At 63.9% G+C, this 16,470-nt stretch carries 20 protein-coding genes and 2 pseudogenes; 14 read left to right on the forward strand and 8 right to left on the reverse strand.

Going from position 1 to position 16,470, the window contains the following annotated elements; translation table 11 throughout:
• The first annotated feature begins 7 nt into the window (after positions 1-7).
• A complete protein-coding gene (locus tag RJT50_RS03345; protein WP_313694078.1) occupies positions 8-322 on the forward strand; it encodes a DUF7991 family protein in 315 nt (104 codons plus the stop codon).
• Here the strand turns inward: RJT50_RS03345 and RJT50_RS03350 are convergent.
• The 3 genes from RJT50_RS03350 to RJT50_RS03360 form a co-directional block, all read right to left on the reverse strand.
• Complete coding sequence (locus RJT50_RS03350; protein ID WP_313694080.1) at positions 319-1,218, reverse strand: DUF7537 family lipoprotein; 900 nt, start codon at positions 1,216-1,218, stop codon at positions 319-321. The two genes, RJT50_RS03345 and RJT50_RS03350, sit on opposite strands and share 4 nt — an antisense overlap.
• Before the next feature lie 65 nt (positions 1,219-1,283).
• Positions 1,284-1,874, reverse strand: a complete 591-nt coding sequence (gene tmk, locus RJT50_RS03355) for a dTMP kinase (RefSeq protein WP_313694082.1) — start codon at positions 1,872-1,874, stop codon at positions 1,284-1,286.
• A gap of 147 nt (positions 1,875-2,021) precedes the next feature.
• A complete protein-coding gene (locus tag RJT50_RS03360) occupies positions 2,022-3,014 on the reverse strand; it encodes a beta-ribofuranosylaminobenzene 5'-phosphate synthase family protein (RefSeq protein ID WP_313694084.1) in 993 nt (330 codons plus the stop codon).
• Between the two features lie 125 nt (positions 3,015-3,139).
• On the opposite strand from RJT50_RS03360, the gene RJT50_RS03365 reads away from it, so the two are divergent.
• Positions 3,140-3,796, forward strand: coding sequence for an HAD family hydrolase (locus RJT50_RS03365; protein WP_425499702.1), 657 nt, complete (start codon positions 3,140-3,142; stop codon positions 3,794-3,796).
• Between the two features lie 215 nt (positions 3,797-4,011).
• Positions 4,012-4,431: a peptide-methionine (R)-S-oxide reductase MsrB gene (msrB, locus tag RJT50_RS03370; protein WP_313694086.1), complete on the forward strand. Its 420-nt coding sequence runs from the start codon at positions 4,012-4,014 to the stop codon at positions 4,429-4,431.
• Between the two features lie 24 nt (positions 4,432-4,455).
• Here the strand turns inward: msrB and RJT50_RS03375 are convergent, their stop codons facing one another.
• The gene (locus RJT50_RS03375; protein ID WP_313694089.1) at positions 4,456-4,701 is read right to left on the reverse strand and encodes a DUF7385 family protein; all 246 of its coding nucleotides are present in this window, start codon (positions 4,699-4,701) and stop codon (positions 4,456-4,458) included.
• Between the two features lie 101 nt (positions 4,702-4,802).
• The gene (locus tag RJT50_RS03380) at positions 4,803-5,417 is read right to left on the reverse strand and encodes a translation initiation factor IF-2 subunit beta (protein ID WP_313694091.1); all 615 of its coding nucleotides are present in this window, start codon (positions 5,415-5,417) and stop codon (positions 4,803-4,805) included.
• A gap of 268 nt (positions 5,418-5,685) precedes the next feature.
• Between RJT50_RS03380 and RJT50_RS03385 the strand changes: the two genes are divergently transcribed.
• From RJT50_RS03385 to RJT50_RS18640, 3 genes and pseudogenes are all read left to right on the forward strand, one after another.
• Positions 5,686-6,885: a redox-regulated ATPase YchF gene (locus tag RJT50_RS03385; protein WP_313694093.1), complete on the forward strand. Its 1,200-nt coding sequence runs from the start codon at positions 5,686-5,688 to the stop codon at positions 6,883-6,885.
• Positions 6,886-7,010: 125 nt separating this feature from the next.
• Positions 7,011-7,574, forward strand: coding sequence for a response regulator (locus tag RJT50_RS03390; RefSeq protein WP_313694094.1), 564 nt, complete (start codon positions 7,011-7,013; stop codon positions 7,572-7,574).
• A pseudogene (locus RJT50_RS18640) lies at positions 7,523-7,678 on the forward strand (PAS domain S-box protein); the annotation flags it as partial. The gene RJT50_RS03390 and the pseudogene RJT50_RS18640, both read left to right, overlap by 52 nt.
• Before the next feature lie 72 nt (positions 7,679-7,750).
• Here the strand turns inward: RJT50_RS18640 and RJT50_RS03395 are convergent.
• Together RJT50_RS03395 and RJT50_RS03400 are read right to left on the reverse strand one after the other, a co-directional pair.
• On the reverse strand, positions 7,751-8,212 hold the full coding sequence (locus RJT50_RS03395; RefSeq protein ID WP_313694097.1) for a GyrI-like domain-containing protein: 462 nt from the start codon (positions 8,210-8,212) through the stop codon (positions 7,751-7,753).
• Positions 8,213-8,307: 95 nt separating this feature from the next.
• Positions 8,308-8,463 (reverse strand): annotated as a pseudogene (locus RJT50_RS03400) (RNA ligase); the annotation flags it as partial.
• 56 nt (positions 8,464-8,519) lie between these two features.
• Here RJT50_RS03400 and RJT50_RS03405 point away from each other — a divergent pair.
• From RJT50_RS03405 to RJT50_RS03420, 4 genes are all read left to right on the forward strand, one after another.
• A complete protein-coding gene (locus RJT50_RS03405; RefSeq protein ID WP_313694099.1) occupies positions 8,520-9,143 on the forward strand; it encodes a class I SAM-dependent methyltransferase in 624 nt (207 codons plus the stop codon).
• Positions 9,144-9,583: 440 nt separating this feature from the next.
• Positions 9,584-10,933, forward strand: coding sequence for a hypothetical protein (locus tag RJT50_RS03410; RefSeq protein WP_313694101.1), 1,350 nt, complete (start codon positions 9,584-9,586; stop codon positions 10,931-10,933).
• A 203-nt stretch (positions 10,934-11,136) separates the two neighbouring features.
• Positions 11,137-11,637: a hypothetical protein gene (locus RJT50_RS03415; protein WP_313694103.1), complete on the forward strand. Its 501-nt coding sequence runs from the start codon at positions 11,137-11,139 to the stop codon at positions 11,635-11,637.
• Entirely contained in the window at positions 11,638-12,639 is a 1,002-nt protein-coding gene (locus RJT50_RS03420; protein WP_313694105.1) for a tyrosine-type recombinase/integrase, read from the forward strand.
• Between the two features lie 137 nt (positions 12,640-12,776).
• Here the strand turns inward: RJT50_RS03420 and RJT50_RS03425 are convergent, their stop codons facing one another.
• The gene (locus RJT50_RS03425; protein WP_313694106.1) at positions 12,777-13,709 is read right to left on the reverse strand and encodes a hypothetical protein; all 933 of its coding nucleotides are present in this window, start codon (positions 13,707-13,709) and stop codon (positions 12,777-12,779) included.
• Between the two features lie 96 nt (positions 13,710-13,805).
• Between RJT50_RS03425 and RJT50_RS03430 the strand changes: the two genes are divergently transcribed.
• The 4 genes from RJT50_RS03430 to RJT50_RS03445 all read left to right on the forward strand — a co-directional run bounded on the left by RJT50_RS03430 (position 13,806) and on the right by RJT50_RS03445 (position 16,441).
• Positions 13,806-14,174, forward strand: a complete 369-nt coding sequence (locus RJT50_RS03430) for a hypothetical protein (RefSeq protein ID WP_313694108.1) — start codon at positions 13,806-13,808, stop codon at positions 14,172-14,174.
• Between the two features lie 365 nt (positions 14,175-14,539).
• Positions 14,540-15,268 (forward strand): thymidylate synthase family protein, encoded by a 729-nt coding sequence (locus RJT50_RS03435; RefSeq protein WP_313694110.1) that lies wholly within the window; start codon positions 14,540-14,542, stop codon positions 15,266-15,268.
• Between the two features lie 37 nt (positions 15,269-15,305).
• Complete coding sequence (locus tag RJT50_RS03440; protein WP_313694111.1) at positions 15,306-16,028, forward strand: metallophosphoesterase family protein; 723 nt, start codon at positions 15,306-15,308, stop codon at positions 16,026-16,028.
• Between the two features lie 227 nt (positions 16,029-16,255).
• Positions 16,256-16,441, forward strand: coding sequence for a hypothetical protein (locus RJT50_RS03445; RefSeq protein ID WP_313694112.1), 186 nt, complete (start codon positions 16,256-16,258; stop codon positions 16,439-16,441).
• The last annotated feature ends 29 nt before the right edge of the window (positions 16,442-16,470 follow it).

Consider the following 16,470-nt stretch of genomic DNA (forward strand, 5'->3'; position numbering starts at 1 on the left):
CGGGGGTATGGCAACGGTCCTCGCGCTCGCGCTGACGCTCGTGGTGGTCGCGCTCCACACGCTGCTCACGGCGGTCATGGCGCGGTTCTTCCGCATCCGGCTCCACACCGAGTGGGGGTGGGTGCTCTACACGCTGGTCGTCATCCCGTTCGTGCTCACGGCGACGACGCTCGTCTCCGGCATCGTCATCCCGCAGGTGTTCTCCTCCGTGGCGGTGCTGCTGGCGGTGATGGTCGGCCTGCCGCTCTCGCTCGGGTTCACCGTCGAACTGCTGTACGTCCCGCCGCCCGAGGAGTACGAACTGCCGGACTCGACCGACTAATCCGCCGGGGCCGCCGTCGCTGTCGGTGACGGGGCCGCCGTCCGCGTCGGCGACGACGGGGTCCCCGCCGCGGACCCGCTCCGGTTCCCGCCCGCCCGGGTCGCCCACGCCGGCCGCGGCGCCGTCGTGTTCCCGACGTCGGTCACGCGGAACGTCAGGACCTGCCGGGCCGTCCCCTCGCCCACGGTCACCTCGGAGACGATGACGTAGGAGCGAACGACGCCCGAGGGCGCGACAGAGACGACGGCGGTCGCGTTCCGGCCCGCCGTCAGCCCGGTCCCGTTCGCCGGCGGACCCGTGCCGTCGAGCACGGTCACCAGTTCGGTCCCCCGGCGCTCCTGCCCGGTGACCGAGAGGTTCCAGCCGTCGAGTCGCGGGAACAGCAGGCTCTCGCCGGTCTCGTCGGTCGGCGCGAACACGGGCGGTCCGCTCGCCGCGTACGAGTACCGGACCGTCCCGTTCGCCCGGGCCCGGCGGACCGCGGTCTCGTCGCCGTTCGTCCACAGGGTGAGCGTCCGGGGAGCCGCGTCGCCGTCGAACCGCTCGCCGGTCGTCCGGAAGGAGTAGCGGAGTCGAGGGCCGGAACTCCGGGTCACCGTCCGCGAGGTCGCGAGGACGGTCCCGTCGGCCGCCCGCACCGTCCGGTTCGTCCGGACCGTGACCGAGTCGTCCCGGAGCGCGCCCTCGTGGGCGGCCGCCAGCGTCTCCACGTTCACGCCGTCGCCCGACACGCCCGGGGGGTAGTCCCGGGTCGGCGTGGGCGACGCCGTCGGCGACGGCGTCCCCTGCAGGGCGGGCGCGACGGTTCGCGCGCCGCCGTCGTCCGGGCCGACGACGCCGCTACAGCCCGACAGAACCAGCAGCAACGCGACCGCGACCGCGGGCGTGCGGCCCATGTCTCCCCGTTTCGGGGCGCTCACCATAAGGTTCGTCCGGCGGCACGACCGGCCGCTCGTCCCGGTTACCGCTCGGCGAGCAGGTCGCCGACGACGCGTTCGACGGAGTCGAGCACCCGTTCCGGCGAGCGTGAGGCGTCGATGCGGACGAACCGCTCCGGCTCGGAGTCGATGAGCCGCTCGTAGTTCTCCCGGACGCTCTCGAGGAACTCGGCGCGCTCGAACTTGTTCGTCGCCCCGGCGCGGGCGGCGGCGGTCTCGGGGTCGAGATCGAAGTACAGCGTCGCGTCCGGCTCGCGGGTAAACGCCTGATGGACGCCGCGGACGTACTCCAGCGGGCGCTGGACGTCGGTGTCGGCGAGGCTCGCGCCCTGGTAGGCGTATCGGGAGTCGGTGAAGCGATCCGAGATCACGACGCCGCCGTCGGCGAGTGCGGGCCGCACGACCCGCGAGAGGTGGTCCGCGTGATCGGCCGTAAAGAGGAACAGTTCCGCGAGCGGGTCGGCCCGGTCCTCGCTCTCGGAGCGGCGGACGGCCTCCCCGTACCACGAGTCGGTCGGCTCGTGCGTGAACGTCACCTCGGGGCGAACGTCGTGGAGCGCCTCCCACGCGGTCGTCTTGCCGCTCCCGTCGAGCCCCTCGAGCGTGATGAGCATTCGTGTTCGGGGGTGTCGGCCACGGGCTTTACCGTTTGCGTGTCGCCCGTGCCGGAGCTTGCGTGTCCGAACGGCCGGGAATCCGGACGCGTCGTCCCCGGCGGTTCGACCGGCGGCGGTGGCGGGTCAGCGGGCGGCGGTGGCGGGTCAGCGGGCGTCGCCGGTCGAAACCGCGGCTCCCTCGTTCCGCGCGCGGACGACCGACACGTCGCCGCCGACGCCGGCGGCGTCCAGCGCGCGGTGGCCGGCCTCGCGGGCCGGCTCCGCGTGCTCGGCGTCGGTGACGCCGTAGACGGTCGGGCCCCACGAGGACTGGCCGGCCCCGAAGACGGCGGTGGCGTCGCGGAGCGCCGCGACCACGTCGCCGACCGGCGGGCGGTAGACGCCGCCCTGCTCGTCCGCGAACCACGCGCCGTTGAGCCGGCCGATTTCGCCGACCGCGCTTCCGAACCGCTCGGCCGAGCCCTCCGCGAGCGCGGGGAGCAGCCGCCGCTGCACGACGCCGGCGACGCGATCGGCCACGTCGGGGTCGGCGTTCTCGATCACGGCCCGCATCGAGTCGTCCTCCCTGCCGTCCGCCCGGCCCGGGTCGGCCTCGGGAACCACGAGCAGGAAACGCCAGTCGTCGGGGACCGCGTGGCGCGCGGCGACCGCCGGAACGGTCCAGTCCCCGTCGTCGGGACGGTCGGTGGTGAACCGCTCGGTCGGGTGGCCGGCGTCGAGGACGAACCCGCCGGACTCGAAGGCGGCGACGCCGACGCCCGAGCGGCCACCGCGGCCCAGCGCCGGGGAACGCTCGCGGACCCTCGCGTCGCGGCCGTACACCCCGGCGACGGCCGACAGGACCGCGAGCGAGAGCTGCGTCCCGCTCCCGAGGCCCATGTGGCGCGGGAGCGTCTCCGCGACGTCGACGTCGACGCCGGGCAGGTCGAGGAGGTCACAGACCCGGGCGGCACACCGGCGGGCGACCGGGTGCTCACAGCGGACCGCGTCGGCGGGCCGCGCGGTGAGGCGGACGCCCGGCTCGTCGAGCGCGACCCCGGCCGCGCCGTACAGCCGCTCGCCGGCGAGGCTGAGGTTGCCGAACCCGAAGTGGAGGCGGGCACCCGTCTCGACGTCGACGCCCTCGTCCGGTGCCATCGCCGGGGAGTCGGCCCCGTACCCGCCTGTCGGTTTCGACACCGGCGGAATCGGACGCTACCGCGGCCAGCCGAGGGCCCGGCGACCGCAAAGCCCTTTCAGGGTGGCCACCGGATCGTAACCAGATGGTGTACGATGCGGTCGTGTTCGACAACGACGGCGTGCTCGTCGGGCGGACGAGCTACGACGTGCTCCACGAGGCCGCGTGGGACGCCTTCGACGCCCTCTCGGTCGCGGACCCGGACCCCGACCACGTCGAGTCGATGGTCGTCGGCGTCACCCCCGAGGGGGTCGAGTCCGTCTGTTCGGCCTACGACCTCTCGCCCGCGGAGTTCTGGACGGCCCGCGACCGCACCGCGTTCGAGGCCCAGCGCCGCGAGGTCCGGGCGGGCCGGAAGTCGCTGTACGACGACGTCGACGTGCTCCGCGACATCGCCGCGCCGCTGGGCATCGTCTCGTCGAACCAGCAGGAGACGGTCGATTTCATGCTGGACCACTTCGGCGTCTCGGACCTGTTCGGTGCGGCCTACGGCCGTGAGCCGACCCTGGAGAGCCTGACCCGCAAGAAGCCGAACAGCCACTACATCGACCGCGCGCTGGGGGACCTGGACGCGGAGACGGCCCTGTTCGTCGGCGACAACGAGTCGGACCTGCGGGCGGCCGACAACGCCGGGATCGACTCGGCGTTCATCCGCCGCCCGCACCGCGAGGAGTACGACCTGTCGGTCACGCCGACCTACGACGTGCAGGACCTCCACGACGTCGCCGCGCTCTGTCGGTGAGCCGGGACGGGGGTCGGCGCAGGCGCGGAGCGGCGAGCACCACGGTGCGAGCGTAAGTAGCGCGAGTGTAACGAGCGCGAGCAGCGCGGAGGGGGGCACCGAGTCGAGCGCCGCGCGGCCGTTCGGGGCGTGCGTCACGCCGGCCGAGACGATGCCGACGGAACCGGGTCCCGATGGGGGACAAGCGTTTCACCCGGCGCCGCCTACACCCGAGCATGAGCGAACAGGAGCCGAAACCCGACCTCCCGAACACCGACAAGGAGTGGCGAGAGCGACTGACCGACGCGGAGTACAAGATCCTCCGCGAGCGCGGGACCGAGGCGCGCTTCTCCGGCGAGCACGTCGACCGCGACGACGAGGGCGTCTACACCTGTGCGGCCTGCGGGACGGTGCTGTTCGACTCGTCCACCAAGTACGACGCCGGCTGTGGCTGGCCGAGCTTCTACGCGGCCGAGGACTCGGCGGTGACGTTCGAGGAGGACGACCGCCACGGGATGACCCGCGTCGAGGTCAGCTGTGGCACCTGCGACGGCCACCTCGGGCACGTGTTCGAGGACGGTCCGGAGCCGACCGGCGAGCGCTTCTGCATCAACTCGGTCGCGCTGGACTTCGAACCGGACGGGAGCGAGGAGTAGCGGGCTCGGTCGGTCCGGGCCGAATCAGTGCGTCAACACGAGCAGCCGCTCGGCCGTCCGCGCGAGACAGATGGGCCCGCCCGGCGCGCCCTCGAACGTCACCTCGTCGTCGTCGGTGACGAACAGGCGCTCGAACGGCCGGTCGCAGGCGGGACACGCCAGCCCGTCCCGGTTGTCGAGCGTCATCGACCCGGCGTCCTGCCGCCGCAGTTTCAGCTTCGCGCGGTAGTCGTGGACGTCGAAGCCGTCCGAGAGGTCGAGCCGGTCCATACCGGTCGCTGCCGGGCGGCGTTGAAATACGTGGCGGGCCGGGAGTCAGCGGTGAGAACGAGCGACCGAGCGCCGGGAACCGAACCGCGATACGACCCGGATCAGGCCGGTCGAGCGAACGCGAGCGTGCCCGAGACGTTGTGGACGTAGGCGTTCACCACGTCGCCCTCCTGTGCGCCCGAGACGAACACGGTGAACTTCCCCTTCTCCGCGACGCCGTCGCCCTTCCGCCCGGTGCCGGTGATCTTCAGTTCGTACGTCTTCCCCTCCTCGATGTCGGGGCCGGCCGCCTGGCGCGACGCCGACCCGGAGCGCTTCTCGACCGGCCGGAACGCGCCACAGGCCTGACAGCGGAGCATGTCGATGCCGTCCTCGGTCTTGAGCACGGTGTCGGGCAGGCCACACTCCGAGCAGGTGACGAACTCGGCGACGTACTCGTCGATGGCGGCCTCGAAGTCGGCGACCGAGAACGAGCCGTTGTAGCGGGCGACGCCGTTCTCGAACTGGCCGTTCGTCCCCAGGTCGCGCTGGATGGAGCGGTGGACGTGCTCGGCGTCACGCGAGAGCGCGTCGGCGATGGCGTCGAGGTTGGTGAGGCGGGTGAACGCCCCGTCCGTCTGGCCCTCGGGATCCGGCACGTCGAGCCGGTCCCCGCCCTCGGCGGGCGATTCGGGCAGCGACTCGTAGGCTCGGTCGAGCGCAGAATCGTAGTTCATGCACGGGGTAAGGGAGTTCCCGCGTAAATGGATTCCGAGACAGGCGTCAACATGGTCCGAGCGGTTCCGGGACCGTCCGTATCCACGAGCCGAAGCCGACGGCCGGAACCGGCGGCAGAAGCCGACGACCAGCGGTCGAAGCCGACGCTCGAATCCGGCAGCCGGACAGATCGCTCGAATCGAGCGCCAGTGTCGAGCGGTGTGTCACCGACGACCACGCCGCGGTCGGGTAGAAATCCTTTCCACAGACGGCCGCCGAGTGCGGTCAATGAGCTACAAGGTCGGCCTCGTGGGGAAGCCCTCGGTGGGGAAATCCAGCTTCTTCAACGCGGCCACGATGAACGACGTGCCCGAGGGGGCCTACCCGTTCACGACCATCGACCCGAGCGTGGGGGAAGCGTACGTCGGCATCGACTGTGCGGCCCCGGAGTTCGACGAGGAGTGCGAGCCGAACCACGGCTTCTGTACCGGCGACACGCGGTTCGTGCCCGTCAAACTCGTCGACGTCGCCGGGCTCATCCCCGGCGCACACGAGGGGAAGGGGCTGGGCAACCAGTTCCTCACCGACCTGAACGAGGCGGACGTGCTCGTCCACGTCGTCGACTTCTCGGGCACGACGGACATCGAGGGCGAGCCGACCGAGGGCCACGACCCGCGCGAAGACGTCGACTTCCTCGCGGACGAACTCGACCAGTGGTACCTGGGAATCCTGGAGAAGGGTATCGAGAAGTACGGCTCCATGTACGAGGGGCCGAACCCGGGGGACGAGATCAAACTCGAGGAGGTGCTCGCGGAGCAGTTGAGCGCGTTCAGGACGAACAAGGACGAGATCAAGCAGGTCGTGCTCTCGCTCGGTCTCGAACTCGACCCCGAAGGCTGGGACGACGACGACCGGTTCGAGCTCGCGCGGGAGCTGCGAACGCGGACGAAACCGATGATCGTCGCGGCGAACAAGATGGACACGCCCGAGGCGCGGGCGAACTACGAGGCGATCACCGCCGACCCCGAGTACGACCACCTCACGGTGATTCCGACCAGCGCCCACGCCGAGCGGTCGCTGAAGAACGCGGCCGAGTCCGGCGTCGTGGAGTACACCCAGGGAGAAAGCGAGTTCGACGTCGTCGGCGACGTCTCCGAGGAGCAGGCCGCCGGCCTGGAGGCCATCCGCGAGTTCGTGACCGAGTTCGGCGGCACGGGCGTCCAGGCGGCCATCGAGACCGCGCTGTTCGAGGAGCTCGACGCGAAGGCCGTCTTCCCGGGCACCGCGAACGGCGACTGGTCGAAGGGACCGTTCCGCGACTGCTTCATCCTTCCCGGCCACGCGACCGCCGAGGAGTTCGCGTACCACCTCCACTCGGACATCGGGGACGGCTTCCTCCACGGCATCGACTGCCGGAGCCGGCGGCAGGTCGGCGCGGACGCGGAGCTCGATCACCGTGCCGTCCTCGAGGTCGTGACGACCGGGTGAGCCCGGCCGTGTGGGGCCGGAAGCCGTGTCCCGGCCACGGGCTTCATTACACAGTGAGCCGTAGTCGCCTCCAGTGGGTCACTCGCTAGCGACGCGATAGGACGGTCGCTGGCACGCTTCCAGGAATGACAGGTTCGATCCGGGTGCTCTACGTCGACGGCGATGGGGACGCGGCCGAGACGGCGTCCGAGTCTCTCGAACGCGAGTCCGGGGAGTGTTCCGTCCGGACGCGGGCAACGGCCGCGGACGCGCTCGCCGCCGCCCTCGAGCGGCCGCCCGACTGTCTCGTCACGGACGCCGAACTGCCCGACTGCGACGGGCTGTCGTTGCTCGAACGGGTTCGGCGCGAGGTCGGCGACGTGCCGGGCATCCTCTTCACGGACGATGCCCCCGAGGCCGTCGTCCGGACGGCGCTCGGGGCGGAGGGAACGGATTTCGTCTCGCGGTCCGGGCCCGCGGCGATGCCAGCCCTGGCGGACCGGATCGAGGGGCTGGGGGAAACTCGGCGGACGATGGCGGGGTTACAGCAACGGGAGGCACACGCTCGGGCGCTGACCGAGGCCGCCTCGGACGTGATCGTCACGATCGACGAGGGGAGCGAGATCACGTCCGTCAACCGGGCCGGGCCGTCGAGGACGTGTTCGGCTACGAGCCGGCGGAGCTGGTCGGAAGCCAGCTCACCCGACTGATGTCGGACGAACTCGCCGAGCGACACCTCGAGGCGGTCGGTCGCTACCTCCTCACGGGCCAGCGGACGGTCGACTGGGAGTACGTCGAGCTTCCCGGCCAGCACAGGGACGGCCACGGGGTGCCCCTGGCCGTCTCCTTCGGCGAGTTCGAACACGGGGGCGAGCCGTCGCGCCGATCAGTCCGTCGGTGCGACCGGCACCAAGTACTCGAATTCGGTGTCGGGCTCGCCGTCGTACCCCTCGCCGTATCGCTCGAACTCCGGCCCCTCCGCCCGGTCGTACGCCGCGCCGGGCAGCCACTCCCCGTGGATCTCGTCGATCCGTGCCCGGAGGTCGGCGAGGGTGATCGAAAACACGGCGTACCGGCGCGCCGGCAGGTCCACCGACGCCATCCCGTCGGGGACCTCGGCGTCGGCATCGGCGGCCACGCCGGCCAGATACGTCACCCTCCCCGACGACTCCTCGAACGCGGTACAGACGCCGAAGAACTCCTCCGCGTCGGCCAGCGCCGCGAACTCGCCGGTCCACCCGTCGAGCGCGTCCCAGAGCTCCCCGATCTCGCCGTCCTCGACGGCTCCCTCGTACTGGTGTCCGACGACGGTGAACGCGTCCTTCGACTCGATCGCTGGGTCGTCCATGTGGACGAGTCGCGCGGGGGGGACAAGAGCCTCCGCCAGCCGGGGTGAAACTGAACGCGGCGACCTGGCCGCCCGGTTCGGTCGACCGTGAACCGTCATTCGTCGCGGGTCCCGCCGGCCAGGTAGTGCCGGGTCCGGTCCCGCGTGGACTCGGCGACCTTGACGAATTCGACGACGCGGGACCCGCCCTCGCCACGGTCGACCGCCGTCTCGAGCGTCAGCGACTGCCCCTCGAGGTGCTCGAGCAGCGCGTCGACGGTGAGCGGCGTCCGATCAGCCTTTACGCGTCACGGACGTGAGTGCACCCGTGAATTCTCACGAGGTCCGTCGCCAGTGGGCCGACCGGTCCGGCGAGTACTCGCCGGCGTACTACGCTCACTACGGGCCGGACGGCTCGAGCGAGTCGGTTCGGGCGACGCTCGCTCGGTTCCTGGACCGGGACGCGTCGATCCTCGAACTCGGCTGCAGTTCCGGCCGTCACCTCTCGCACCTGTACGACCACGGGTTCGAGAACCTGACCGGAATCGAGGTCAACGACGCCGCCTTCGAGGTGATGCGGGAGACCTACCCGGAGGTCGCCGCGGCGGGGACGTTCTTCCCGGAAGCCATCGAGGACGTCGTCGGCGAGTTCGAGGACGGGCGGTTCGACGCCGTCTACTCCGTGGAGACGCTCCAGCACATCCACCCGGACGCCGAGTGGGTGTTCGCGGAACTGGCCCGGATCACCGACGACCTCGTCGTCACGGTCGAAAACGAGGGCGACCGCGAGCGAGACGGGAACGGCGACCCCGAGGTGAACTACGTCAACGACGAGTTCCCCCTGTACTACCGCGACTGGAACCGCGTCTTCACCGACCTGGGCCTCGTCGAGGTCGACGTCTCGCAGGGGTCGAGAGACACCGCCCGGACGTTCCGGCAGTCGCGGGACTGATTCGGTCGCCGATTGTCACGGCCGCTGGGGCGTCTCGATCGTCCTCGAAAACTTGGCCCTTCGTCTTTCGGTTGGAACGTGGCCTCGGTGCTTTCGGCGACTCCGGCCGGCACGAAGGAAGTTCACGGCGCTGCTGGGAACTCGGGGGATGAAACAGTTCGTCCGCCGGTACAGCCGTGGGGACGTACCGAGCGAGCCGATGGACGTCTCACCGACGTCGAACGGAGCCCAGCGGGAGGAACCCGCGGACTGCATGTGGCCACTGGCTCGTACGAGCACACGCCTCCGGGCCGTCAGATCACCGATGCAGCAACTGCGTGGACATCGTGAGGGTGAACGTCCTCCACTGTCTCTTTCAGTAGTTCTATTGACGTCGAATTGTAACCGATCTGTTACTGATGAGACGGCGAAATTTCCTTCGGACCGGGTTCGCTGTCGGGTTGGCAGCGACGTTGGCGGGCTGTTCGAACAACTCAGGAGACGGTGCTGGAACAGGTACGCCAACCGGGACGGAACATGATGGTGCCACGGAGATAGATTCACCGGACGACGACACAACGACTGCAGAGGAAACAGAGGGCGACCCGGAAGTCGACAGACCGGCCAACTACCGATGGGATATGAACCCGGCCCGGAACGAGGAGATCCGAAGCCGACTGGGTCAGTACGTCGAGGGAAGCGTTGGCAGCGTCGTACAGGATCATCCGGCTTTCGAGTTTTCCACTGATAGAGAAGCAGATGACCAGGCTGTCGACTTTGAAGGCTTGAAACTGTACCGAGACGCCACGTTCGACCTGATGGCAGAAGAGGGACTTAATAGAATCATTGACGATGATGGCGGTAGGCCTGTCCCTCTTGAAGAAAGGGTGCAAGCCTTCGTCGATGAAGATCTATTCACAGATGCCAAAACAGGTCAATACTTCGTACAGCACGATTTAGAAGCACCTTCGCAGTATGATGCGGAGGGATGGTTGAATGCGGAAACAGTAGCGGACTCACTTGACTACGGACACAACCTTCTAGTGACCGTTGTAGATGAACCTGGTAAGCGGACTCCTGATACTGTGCAAAATAACGCGGTTGCGATAAGAGAAGCGTACAAGCGGCATCACGACTTCGATGTTCTCGCCTGGGGCACAATGATGGGTAGCGCTACTAGAGAAGGCATCGTCGACCCTACGGGGCTTCTGTATTCTCCCGATGACGATACTCTCAGGAACTTCAACTTCGATACATTCGAAGGTAATGGAGAAGACTCCCTACAGATGCATGCACCTATCGAGGAGTGGGAGGTCTTAAACGGTGAAAGTCGCTGGTCTGAGAGTCCTGGCGGCGATCAACGGTACCATCCCTTACTCTTCCATCAGGGATGGGCTGTAAGCGGTCAGGCATCAGACTTTGGGGAGGCAAAAGGCGTAGCTGCAGGAGCAATAAGAAGTATAGCAACTGGCCCTACCAGAGAAAGTCTTATAGAAGGTGAAGGAAGTAATTATTCGATGACGACCGGGATGACTGAGCAGTTAAGTCGGACTTTGTTCGAGTACAATAGTAATGATGCTGAGTTTGAATATGTGTGGAATCTTGCAAGCGTAATTGAAACTGTAAACCGGAAGGATGGGAACTACATCTTCGATACCGCTGATCAGGATGATGATTACAGCGGCTTCTTTGATGGTGGCTTCGCAGTCTACGAAGTAGAAGACGACTCACTGGTCAACGAGGTCTGGCAAGACGAAGCAGGTCAGTACGACAACTTCGGCCAGGTCTATGACAAAGTCGAGGCTGCCTGAAGGGCCCGGTCACTGCGACAGTATTGGACATTCAACCGGAAAATAATATTGCAGACACCTCTAATTCGATTACCGGACGTTATAGGACGAATAGTGGTCCTATAGTCGTCGGCCTCGGCACTCATACAGTGTCGAAGTATCACCAAACGAATAAAAGGTTTTGAGCCGGTTATAGATACATGGCGGTGCGGAGGCGATGAATCATGACGGACAATGACGAGTATGCGAAACTTTCTGAAGACCGGTGCGCGGTAAAGATCTACCCCGAGAAAGAGGTCGCGGAGCAGTGGAGTGACGAGGCAGACAACCAGGATATCTCCCTATCCCGTTACCTGCAGAACCTGATCCACGAGGCACGGTCCTACCGACAACACGGACTGGTGCAGACTGACGGAAGCCAGAGGCGTGTTCAGGAACTGGAGGAAGAGGTCGAAGCTCTTCGCAACCGGTTGGAGCAGAAGGAAGCTGAATCTGCGGAAGCAGTCAGCTTTGACCCGGAGACGTTGAAGCGGGAAGTCCTGACGGACCAGTACCAGTCCTTAGAGGAGGTTCTACAGACGATCGTAGAGTCCGGGATCCTGAATGATGTTTTGCTGGGGCCTGTGGAAAACCAGCTGTACTTCCTCGCGGCTCAAAACGAGGTACAGTACGAGCGTGGCTGGGGATGGAAACTCTCTGAAGAAGAATCCGGGGGTGCTGCATAGATGGCCTCTGGCAAGTACGATGTCCTGCTGGACGCAGATGAGTGGGAGAGGAGGGTCTTCGAGAACAAGCACAAGTGCATCAATGACTGGCTTCGCAGCAAAGACTCTACGAACAAGTCGAGTTCACGTCGAACGCTGAACTCGTATAGCAGGACTGCGGCCAGGTTCTTCCACGAGTTCTTCCCGGAGGTGCATCCTTCCGATGTGACGGTTGGGGACGTCGAGGAATACGTTCTGGACTTGAACGATAGGGATGTAGCGCAGAACACGAAGAGGAGGTACATCGAATCGTTGTCTGCGTTCTATACCTGGGCGATGAAGCGGCCACGGTTCGAAGATATCACAGGTAATCCTGCAGCTGTGGTGTTAGAGGAGATTCCGAAGAAGAAACGGCCTCGTCCGGAGACCGCGACATGGGAGAACGGCCGTGAGATTATCCGGAATATCCCTGATCCCAGGGACAAGGCTGCGGCTATCCTGATGGCGAAGACCGGTGCCCGTGTCCGTGAAGTCCTGACTGTGAAGGAAGAGGACTTGATGCTTGAAGACGGGTTCATACGGTTCACCGACAGGAAGGGCGGTCATGAAACCGTAAATCCGTTAGACGGTGAAAGCATTCAGGCCATCCGCCGGTTGCAAGCGGTCTCCTCGGATGACTCGGTGTACCTGTTCACAGGTATCCACGGAGGCAGGGTGAAACGAGAACGGATTAGACGTGAGATACGCCGAGCAGCAGTGAAAGCGGGAGTCATGGAGCATGAGGAGGAGGATCGGTGGCACCACAAGTTCACGCCGCACTACTACAGGACGATCTTCACGTCCTTAATGCGGAATAACGGGATGCCGGACCATTTCACCCGGTATCTCCGTGGCGACGGTGACCGGGAAGTCATGGATCTGTATACGAAGATTCCCAGGGACCAAGTCCGGGACGAATACTTGGATCTCATCAAACCACTCAACCTGTACGCCAGGACTGACGGAGGTGAGAATCACAGCTGACGAAGCACGAGATCTCAGAATTTACGGATCAAACCGGGGAACTGGTAGGAGCTACACTTCTGCTTTCCCCGGAAGAGACTCGGGAGCTGAAGGAAGAAGGCACGGTAGAGATCGAGTTGGATCAGTGAAGCCCTGGTTTAGATGATTTTGGGGCCGGTGTGACCGTCGACGTGAAGCCGTCCGTCCTTGATTCCGAAGGTATGCTCACCTGGTTCAGAGATATCGTAAGGGAAGACGGCGAACCGGATTCTGTAAAGTTGGACATCCTCGGTGTCGCCGAAGATGTGTGTATCGAGGTCGGGCTTGATGTACGGGTTGCGGACCGGTAGAAGCCGGGCCTCTGCAGATCTTCTTGCTGCGTTGATGGTGAGGCTTTGGATCAGTATGAGATCCAGGTTCAGGTAGTCGCCGGGATTTTCTCTTAGTTCCTTCAGCGTCAGGTGGTAGTAGGTATCGTCGCCAGCGGCCAGGAAGCTGTGGGTTCCGACGACCGCTACGTTGTATTGAAGCGGGTCTTCTCTTGTCTCCAGTTGGCTGGATGCTCCTCGAAGGGTGCTGCGGATCTTGTTCTGGATCAGTTCCTGGCCGTAGAAATCTGGGCTGAACTGGATGCGTGCGGCGCTGCCGGGTGCAGATGGTAGACGGGTGACCTCTGCCCGCATGTCTTGAGGAGACTTGTAGAGGATGTCGTAGGCGGCATTGTGGGAACTGTCCTTGATGGATTCGTAGAACTCCTCGACCTTGTCGTGGGCTGTTGGGAAGAATCCGTCTGAGTCGTAGAAGTTCTTGGCCTTGACCTGGAGTTGGTAGGTCTTTTCCTCGTACTCTACGAGGATGTCGACGTCGCCACTGTCGACGTCTGGTTCGATCTCGATATCCCCTGGGTCTACGACTCCTTGGTCGACGATGGCCTTCGCTGTCCTTAGCTGGGACTCGAAACCGACCTTCTGCCCTCTGTCGCCGTGTTCGATTGCGTGGTTGATTAGGCCTTGACCCTGTTCGGAGAACTGGACTCCCCTCTCCTCGAGAGTGCTTTTCAACCGCTGGATTTCGAGGGAAGAGGGGATCACTGATTCTCTCTATTACCTTCGGTCAAATAAGAGAACTGCAGATAGGGTAGACGAACAGGCAACGTTTGAAGGAGACGGCCTGAGTTGGCCAGTGATATGAGAGTCCGAGAGTTCTACTGCGATACCTGTGATTTCTGGATGCCTGGTGGTTTCGGGGAGTATCGGTATGTCATCACGGACGACGGGGAGCGGGAGAAGCTGCTGCATCCCGGTGAGGGTTTGCAGATCCGGAAGGTGTTGGGAGAGGACGCCTCTGACGAGTTGATTGAGGAGCGGACGGGTTACATGGTGTACTATGCTTGCAGGGATTGTGCTGCTGTCTTCGAGCTGGAGCGGGAGGAAGATGAGGAGCTCTGCCCGGAGTGTGGCAGTGGGGACGTGACCTCGGAAAACGACCTGGTTGGCGAGTCTTGTCCAAGCTGTGGAGAGGGAACCTTTGTCGACGAGACTACCGGTATAGCTTGAGGAGTAGGATTGCTGGTCGTGCTCGAATCTGGAAAACCGTGGAGCCAGCCTCGGAACTGGACGCCTTATGACAACTGTTTTACAACCGGAGAAACTCGATTCTTTATAAAGGGTTTAATCTGGTTCAAGACGGTCGTAATGAAGGGAGATACCTGGCCGTACGTAGAGAGATGTCCTCGAACCGTATTGATTCCGGAAGTTCGGGTCTGGCGATCTCTCGCTTCAGAGGGGTTTCGTTATATTCTGTGTGAAGTTAGCGGTGTTTGTGCCGCGCGACCCTAGGGGTGAAGCTGGAAATTCCCCTCCGCTACATTTGTCAAACGGGTTAAACTTTATCGTCCTCCAGGCCCTGTACCTTTCTCGGCATGACCGCCAACTACCGAACGGAGGCAGTCGGTGATAGCTTCGTAGAAGCGTATGCAGATGCATCTGACCTGTGGCTCCGGCACCGGCCACAATCCCTGACAGTGCGAGTAACCGACCCTGTTTCAGAATGGAGTGCTGTTCCCAGCGACCGAGATACCCAGCTCGATACCTGGCGGCAGGCACTCCGACTCGGTGACCAGTTCAGCACTATCGAGGATGTCTCACTCAGCAAGACGTCGCCGCTTACCGGCGGTGACACCGTAGCCCACTGGGTCGAGGATCGTGTGATCGAGCAACTGGACGGAGGATACTGGGGGCAGAGCGGGGAAGCGATCGAAGAGTGCATCGACCAGGGCCTGAAGGGATATCCCGGTAATCGAAGGAACGCTCTAATCGCCAATCTGTTCGATGAAAGCGACCGGCAGAAAGCGATGAAGGCACCGAAGGTGAAGGGACTGCCCTGCGTCAGCCACCTACAGTTCACGACGGACTTCGGGACGCTCGGCCTCTGCACGACACTCCGCAGCCAGTACTTCGGCCTGAAAGGGCTGGGGAACCTCGTGGCATCAGGTGCTCTCCTGGCATACGCTGCACGGCAGGCTGACTACGAGGTAGGCGAGGTACGCGAAGAGATCCACAACGTCACGACTCACGACGAGGAGAACGTCCGGAAGATCTACCGAAAGCTCCAGGATGCTGAGCAGGAGGATGAACTTGTCGAGGCTTGACCTTGAAAAAGGTCGCCTCCCTCAATAGAAGGTAGGAATGGAACTGGGCCTGATCTCGGACGTTCACGCGAACCTGCCGGCGTTGGAAGCAGTATTCGAGGATATGCCGGAGAGTGTAGACGAAGTCGCTTGTCTCGGTGACGTCGTCGGATACAATCCCTACCCTGTGGAGTGCGTGGACCAGGTCCAGGAAGAATGTAGCTACGTGCTGCAGGGGAACCATGACCGAGAGATCAGGAACCCAAGTTACGGCAGTAATCAGCAAGCGGTGAAAGGTTTGCAGCTGGCCGAGGATAGGATGGAAGAAGAGGATATCGAGTATCTATTGGAGTTGCCGGAGACGCAAGAACTCGCGGACGGGGATATCTTGGCGGCTCACAGCCACCCAGAGAACACTGACGAGTACGTGTTCCCCAGCGGTTTCTCCGATATCGAGAGATATCTGGACAGCTACGATGCTGTGGTCCTTGGGCATACCCATCTACAAGCCGTGGAACAGTTCGAGGAAGGCGTGGTCTTGAATCCGGGTAGTGTCGGGCAGCCACGGGACGAGGCCACGGCGGCCTACGCTGTATTGGATACTGAGTCGTGGGAGACTGAGCTTGGCCGGACGAGTTACGATATCTGGAGGGTAGTCGAGGAGATCGAGAAGACTGGTTTGCCGCCGGGGACTGGTGACAGGCTTCTTCCTGAGAGCCGTGGACAGTCCCAGGGCCGAGGCGGCGGTAATCCTTGGAGTACTGGTGGACGTCGACGCTGAACCCTGGTACTTCTACACCTTGTCGGGCATCGGGTTCCCGGTTTCTCGACACCAGCGGACGCGGCATTCCAGGCTGCAGAAGAAGAGCTGTTCCCCACTGACGATTGCATAATACCAGTGAGCTTTGTCCAAGTCTCGTCTCTGGCCGCACCACTGGCAGTCACTAATTGTCTCGTCCTTCACATCGCAGTAAACGGTTTATTGGAGCAAAAGGTTAACTACAGGCTATGAGTGATGCTGAGGCACTGGAGGAGTTGGCGGCAGCGATATATCATGTTCAGAAAGCAGAGAGCAAGGCTGAGACAGAGTTAGTGGCTAATATGCTGGAGAACTCGCTGGATGACCTGGATGATCAGGCCCGAGAGATCCTAACGGTAATCGGTGAACAGGAGTACCAGAAAGGGAGGCTGTAAGGATGGGTCGTTTAGCTTGTAAAGTCGTG

The sequence above is a fragment of the Halobaculum sp. XH14 genome, assembly GCF_032116555.1.
Classification (GTDB): Archaea; Halobacteriota; Halobacteria; order Halobacteriales; family Haloferacaceae; genus Halorarum; species Halorarum halobium.